General features: G+C 73.7%; 6 protein-coding genes. 3 read left to right on the top strand and 3 right to left on the bottom strand.

The window, feature by feature from the left end; all coding sequences use genetic code 11:
* Positions 1–67: 67 nt before the first annotated feature.
* Positions 68–988, bottom strand: a complete 921-nt coding sequence (locus D7V93_RS35495; protein ID WP_120647576.1) for a M48 family metallopeptidase — start codon at positions 986–988, stop codon at positions 68–70.
* 142 nt (positions 989–1,130) lie between these two features.
* Here D7V93_RS35495 and D7V93_RS35490 point away from each other — a divergent pair, with 142 nt between their 5' ends.
* From D7V93_RS35490 to D7V93_RS35480, 3 genes are all read left to right on the top strand, one after another.
* Positions 1,131–2,564 (top strand): sensor histidine kinase, encoded by a 1,434-nt coding sequence (locus tag D7V93_RS35490; protein ID WP_120647575.1) that lies wholly within the window; start codon positions 1,131–1,133, stop codon positions 2,562–2,564.
* Positions 2,565–2,692: 128 nt separating this feature from the next.
* Positions 2,693–3,058: a DNA-binding response regulator gene (locus D7V93_RS35485; protein ID WP_120647574.1), complete on the top strand. Its 366-nt coding sequence runs from the start codon at positions 2,693–2,695 to the stop codon at positions 3,056–3,058.
* Positions 3,051–3,563 carry a DUF6232 family protein gene (locus tag D7V93_RS35480; protein ID WP_147451510.1) on the top strand — a complete coding sequence of 171 codons (513 nt, stop codon included), beginning with the start codon at positions 3,051–3,053 and terminating at the stop codon, positions 3,561–3,563. The genes D7V93_RS35485 and D7V93_RS35480 overlap by 8 nt, the downstream gene beginning before the upstream one ends.
* Here the strand turns inward: D7V93_RS35480 and D7V93_RS35475 are convergent.
* Both D7V93_RS35475 and D7V93_RS35470 read right to left on the bottom strand, forming a co-directional pair.
* Positions 3,514–4,548, bottom strand: a complete 1,035-nt coding sequence (locus D7V93_RS35475) for an LLM class flavin-dependent oxidoreductase (protein WP_120647572.1) — start codon at positions 4,546–4,548, stop codon at positions 3,514–3,516. The two genes, D7V93_RS35480 and D7V93_RS35475, sit on opposite strands and share 50 nt — an antisense overlap.
* 114 nt (positions 4,549–4,662) lie before the next feature.
* The coding region (locus D7V93_RS35470) for a sensor domain-containing diguanylate cyclase (protein WP_147451509.1) at positions 4,663–6,264 on the bottom strand (1,602 nt) is incomplete at its 5' end.

Here is a 6,264-nt window from a genome sequence, read left to right as displayed (position 1 = left end):
AGGGCGGGGTGGGAGCAATGCGTCGCGCCCCTGTCTCCGGGGCCGCGTCAGGCGGATGCCCGCCCGGTCAATCCCTACCGGGTGCCGTGCCGCCCGGACTTCGCCGGGTCCCCGAACGCGAGCCGCCGTCCAGGCGCGCGAGCCGCTTCCCCCTCCAGGGCTGGACCCGCGTTCGCCGCCGGGGTGCCTCCACGCGCGGGTGGAAGCGGGAGCCCTGGTGGTGGGAGCGGCGGAGGATGGCCTTCGCGCGCCCCGCGCGCTGCTCGGCCGCCACGCTTCGCAGCCGGTGGATGCGCTCGTCGAGGACCGTCTCCGAAGTCCCATCCACGGCGGGCGCCGTGAAGGGGAGGCCCACGTCGGAGCGCAGGACAGGCCCGCTCCGGGTGGCGCGTTCCTTCAACCGGGCCAGCAGGGAGGCAAGGTCGTTGGCCTCTCCCATGAGCCTGGCGGCGGCGCGGTCGGCGACGAAGTCCTGCTCGGGCGGAGTCCCCATCCGACGCACCCCCCTGGCGACCCACGCGGGGCACTTCGCGCCCCGCACCGTCATCGCGACCAGCGCGGCGACGACCGTGGCCCGGCGCGTGTGGCCCCGCGCGATGTGCGCGAGTTCGTGCGCGATGAGGGCGCAGAGCTCCGCCTCGTCGAGCTCGTCGAGCGCGGCGCTCGTCAGGACGAGGTGGGAGTCCCGGGGACCCATGCCGAGGGAGAAGGCGTTCGGCTGCTCGCGCCGCATCACGTAGAGGCGGGGACGGGGGACCTTCGCGGCGATGCTGAGATGGGCCAGCAACGTATGCAACCGGGGCGCCTCCTCGAAGTGGAGCCGGCGCGCGCCATGGCAACGGAGCACGAAGGCATCCATGCGCGTGTAGAGCCAGCGACCGAACCCGGCCAGGACCATGAGGACCGACACGCCGTGCAGGCCCTCCAGGGTGAGCATCAGCCCCAGCAGCGAGGCCGTGAACGAAGTGATGGCGGAGGAAATCCACATGGGCCTGCTCCTTCCTGGCGGTGGGGGGATGACGACACTCAGGATTCAACACCTCGCGCGCCGCGCCTCATCCCAGCCGACCGGGCGCAGGGCTGCTTCAGGGCCTTGATGGCTTGACGCACGCAAGGGGCGGTCCCATCGGATGAAGATGCCTTCCGCGCCGCCACGCAGGACCGACACGTCCTGGAAGATGCTCTTCCTCGCCTTCGCCGCCGTCGTGGGGAGCTTCTTCGCGACGAGCTTCCTCGTACAGCGCTCCTCCGCGGCGGTGGGCGTGCTGTCCGAGGACATCATCTACAACTCGGCGCCGAGCATCGAACACCTGGCGCTCGTCCGCAGGTCTGTCCTCGAGATCGAGCTGGTGCTCGCGCGGTTCATCAACGAGCCCGAGCGCCGGCCCGAGCTGGGACGGGATCTGGACGCGGCCCTGGCCCGTGCCCGGCGGGGCATGAGCGGGTACATGGCGCTGACGGCCTTCCCCGGTGAAGAGCCGGTACGGATGGACATCCAGGAGTCCTGGTTGCGCTTCGACAACGCCGTCACGCGCGCGCGTACGGTCGCGGAGTCGAACGCGAAGGCCGGAGCGGGGGCGCTGTTCGACGAGGAGATTGAGCCGCCGGGCCGGCGCCTGCTGGAGGACGTCACGCGCTCCATCGAATACAACGCGGCCCGCGGTCGCGAGCTGGCGGAGCGCATCCGGGAGACCCGCCGGAGGACCCTGTGGCTCGCGACGAGCCTCAACGTGGTCTGCGGCATCCTGGCCGTGGTCGTGGCGCGGCTGCTCCACCGCGAGCTCCAGGCGCGGCGTTCGCTCGTCGACGCGCACACGAAGTCCCTCGAAGCGCGCGCCGAGGAGCTGGAGCAGTTCGCCGGGCGCGTCGCGCACGACATCCGCAACCCGCTGTCGTCGGCCCGGATGGCCGCGGAGCTCGCCATGCGGAAGGTGCCGGACGACGCGGCCCGTGAACCCGTGCGGCGCATCATCCGGAGCCTGTCGCGCGCGGACACCATCACGGGCGCGCTCCTCGACTTCGCCCGCTCCGGAGCCAGGCCGGACCCGGGGGCCCGCACCGAACCCCGGGCCGAGATCGCGGATCTGCTGGGCGGCTTCGAGGCGGAAGTGGAGCAGGCCGAAATCGAGCTGCACTGCGAGCCGGTGCCGCCCGTCCTGGTCTCCTGCAGCACCGGCGTCTACCTGAGCCTGCTCGGCAACCTGGTCCGTAACGCCATCAAGTACATGGGCGATACGCCGAACCGGCACATCTTCGTCCAGGTGAGCGAGGAGGGCGCGATGATTCGCACGAGCATCCGCGACACGGGCCCGGGCATCGCCCCGGAGAACCTGCCCTCGCTGTTCGAACCGTACTTCCGCGCGCACGGGAGCGTCGCCGAGGGGCTCGGGTTGGGACTCGCGACCGTCAAGAAGCTGGCGGAAGGGCACGGGGGGCGCGTCGGCGTCATCTCCGAGCGCGGAAGGGGCAGCACGTTCTGGTTCGAGCTCCCGCGCGCGGGCGCTCCCTGGGAAACGGTCCCGGCCCCGACGCAGGCTGCTCCAGAGTCCTTCCCTCAACACTAGCGGCACGCCTTGGGCCCGGTCTGGCAATCCGCCACGGCGTCCTGGCGGATTGCCAGGGTCCACTGGCGATCACCCGGTGGCCCCCGGGGGTGGTGGTCCCGGCATGGACGTTGCTGTGGTGTGGGGACGTGGCGTCCCTGCGCACAACCCGGGCCCTGCTGCTCGGTGCGGATGAGTCCCTGGCATCGTTGCTGGCCGACGTGCTGGGCGACCTGGGCATCGCCCTGTTCCTGGACGTGGCGGACGCGGCGGGGCCGGACCTGGTGCTGGCGCACGTGGAGCGCGGCGAGGCCATCCTCCCCATCCTGACGCGCGCGCGGGCGTGCGCCGCCGCGGTGCCCATCCTCGTCCTCCTGCCCTTCGCGGACGAGCGCCTGGTGTCGCGCGCCCTGTGTCAGGGGGCCCGGGCATGTTTCGCCCTGGGCCGTCCGCTCGATGAGCTTCGCGCCCTGCTGCGCACGCAATTTCCCTCGTTGGAGACCACCCATGGGTGAACCAATGGCCGTCGTCACCGTGCTGCACGCTGTCGCCCCCTTGCGTGAAGTGGAGCGCCGCCCCGTGCCCGTGCCCGCGCCGGAGCCGGTGGAGCCCGGCGAGCGCCCCCTGTTCCAGGCGGGCCAGGTCCGCGTCACCCCCGAGCGGCTGGTGGTGGGCGGCCGGGCCTGGGCGCTCAGCGACGTGCGCCAGGTGGAGACGGTGCGGCGCACGCCGAAGCTGTGGCCGTGGCTGCTCGCGGTGGGGCTGGGCGGAGCGGTGGGACTGCCGCTGCTGTCCTGGCTGTCCGTCACCGTCACGGCGATGCGGGGCGCCTATGAGGCGGGGCTCGTCCTCACCGCCGTGGGCCTGTTCTGCTCCATCGCCGCGCTGCTGCTGGTGGAGGACACCCACTACCTGGTGCTGGGCCTGCCGGGTGGCGCGCGCCGCGTCTTCGGCAGCCGCGACGCGCAGCTCATCGCGCGGCTCGCGGGGACGGTGCGCCAGGCGCGTCCGAGCGCGTGAGGCTGTCGCGCACCTGGGCGACGAGCTCGAAGGAGCGCAGCCGCGCGGCGTGGTCGTGGATCTGCGCGGTCACGATCAGCTCGTCGGCGCCCGTCTGGGCGATGAGGTCCTGGAGGCCCTCGCGCACCGTCTGCGGCGAGCCCACCACGGTGCACGCGAGCATGTGGTCGATCTCCGCCAGCTCCATCTCGTTGATCTGACCGTCCAGGCTGTCCACCGGCGGCTGCAGCGGGCCCGGGCGGCCCCGGCGCAGGTTGAGGAAGGCCTGGAGCAGTGACGTGAAGAGGCGCTGGCCCTCCGCGTCCGTGTCCGCGGCGAAGACGTTGACGCCCACCATCGCGTACGGCTTCTGGAGCACCTCCGACGGGCGGAACTGGCTGCGGTACAGCCGCAGCGCGCTCATGAGCTGCGCGGGCGCGAAGTGCGACGCGAAGGCGAACGGCAGGCCCATGGCCGCGGCGAGCTGGGCGCTGAAGGTGCTGGAGCCCAGGAGCCAGAGGGGCACGTGGAGGCCCGCGCCCGGCACCGCGCGCACGGCCTGTCCCGGCACGGCGTCCTTGAAGTAGCCCTGCAGCTCCGCCACGTCCTGCGGGAAGGTGTCCGCGGAGCCCATCAGGGTGCGGCGCAGGGCGGCGGAGGTGCGCTGGTCCGTCCCGGGCGCGCGGCCCAGCCCCAGGTCGATGCGGCCGGGGTAGAGCGTCTCCAGGGTGCCGAACTGCTCGGCGATGACGAGCGGCGCGTGGTTGGGCAGCATGATGCCGCCCGCGCCCACGCGAATCTTGGACGTGCCCCCCGCGACATGTCCGATGACCACGGCCGTGGCCGCGCTCGCGATGCCCGTCATGTTGTGGTGCTCCGCCAGCCAGTAGCGCTGGTAGCCCCAGGCCTCCGCGTGGCGGGCCAGGTCCAGGGTGCAGCGGAGGGCGAGTGCGGGGTCGCCCCCGGCGATGACGGGGGAGAGGTCGAGTACGGAGAAGGGAATCATCGGCGGGGCCCCTGAGCGCAAGAAGGCCCCTTCGATAGCCGGACTCCCCCGGTTTTTCACGCCATTGTCGCCCTCCCAGCCCCAGGAGCGGCCTGGCGGGCGGGTGTCCCGCGCTCAGCCGGGCCTGACGCCCGGGCCCCGGTCCGGCTTCGCGCGGGCGAGCGCGGCCCAGGCGCGGTCCAGCGTCCCGTGCGGATCCTCCTCGCCCTGCACGGTCACCGCGACGGACACGCGCTCGGGAGCGCCGGGCGTGTCGTGGAACTGCTGGCGCACGGCCTCCGCGCCCACCGCGTCCGCGCCGGGCAGCGCGAGCAGGACCGTGTCGCCCGTCCAGCGCACCGCGAACCCCGGCGGGGGACACAGTCCGTCCGCGTGCCGGGCCAGCTCCCGCAGCGCCCCATCCCCGGCGTCGAAGCCGCGCGTGCGGTTCAGCGCGCCCAGCTCCACCAGGTCCACCAGCACCAGGCTGAAGGGAAGCCCCTCGCGGCGGCAGCGGCCGATCTCCTTGAAGACCCGCTCCTCGCCCACGCGCCGGGTGTCCAGGCCCGTCAGCGCGTCCTGGCGCAGCAGCCCCTCGCGCTCGCCCTTCAGGTCGCCGCCGATGCGCAGGTCCATCAGCGACAGCAGCTGCGCGACGCCGCCCGGCACCACGAAGGGGCGCGCCACCCAGCGCACCACGCGCGGCCGGGGGCGCTCCAGCGTGAGCGTCAGGTGCAGCCCCCGCGACGCCTCCGCCGCCAGGTCCAGCTGCCGGAGCGTGCCACCGGGGTCCGGGGTGAGGCTCGCGACGTGCTGGCACAGCGAGTCGAAGGCCATGCCCGACAGGCGCTCCTCGGGCAGCCCCAGCAGCTCCGCCAGCGCCGCGTTGGCGGCGTAGGGCTTGCGGCCCGGGGCCACCACCAGCACCGGCACGTCCAGGGCGCGCACCGCTTCGCGCACGAGCGCCAGGGCGCTCGCCGCGGTGGGCACCGGCTCCAACGGGCCGCTGCCGCGCGGCGCGAGCGAGCGGATCCGGTGGCTCGCCGTGGTGAGCTCCAGGCTCTCCGCCACGCGGCCCGCCAGCTCCCGCAGCGCCGCGAGGTCCTCGGGGCCCAGCATCAACGGCCGCGTGTCGATGACGCACAGCGAGCCCAGCACGTCGCCGCCGGGGGTGATGAGCGGCGCGCCCGCGTAGCTGCCGACGATGCCGTCGCGCACGAGCGGGTTGTCGCGGAACACCGGGTGGCGTGTGGCGTCCGGAATCACCAGGGCCTCGCGGCCCTGCACCACGTGGTGGCAGAAGGACCAGTCGCGCGGCGTGCTCCGGTCCCGGGCGAGCGCCCCCCTCAGGCCCACGTGCGCCTTGAACCACTGGCGGTCACCCAGCACCAGCGTCAGGAGTGCGACGGGCACCCCGAAGGCCTGCGCCACCTCGGAGACCAGCTCCTGCAAGCGCGCTTCGGGTGGCCCGGGATCCACGAGCCTCAGCTCTTCGATGCGCTGCAGCCGCCGCCGCTCGTCCTCGGTGGTGGACTCCGGCTGGGCGCCGCCCGCGAGCTGTCCCGCGAGCGCGCGCCGGACGCCGTCGCGCATCGCCTCCGGCCCCGCGCGCCGGCTCAGCAGCGCGTGGATGCCCAGCGCGTCCTTGAGCTGCCACGCGCGCACGCGCAGCTCGTCGAAGGCCGTCACCACCACCACCGCCGTGCCCCCCGCGTCCGGGCGCCCCCGCCGCCACGC

Origin of the sequence: Corallococcus llansteffanensis (assembly GCF_003612055.1) — a bacterium.
In the GTDB taxonomy this organism is placed as follows: Bacteria; Myxococcota; Myxococcia; order Myxococcales; family Myxococcaceae; genus Corallococcus; species Corallococcus llansteffanensis.
The sequence above is the reverse complement of the archived record's forward strand: the minus strand, read 5'-3'. Positions and strand labels throughout refer to the sequence as shown.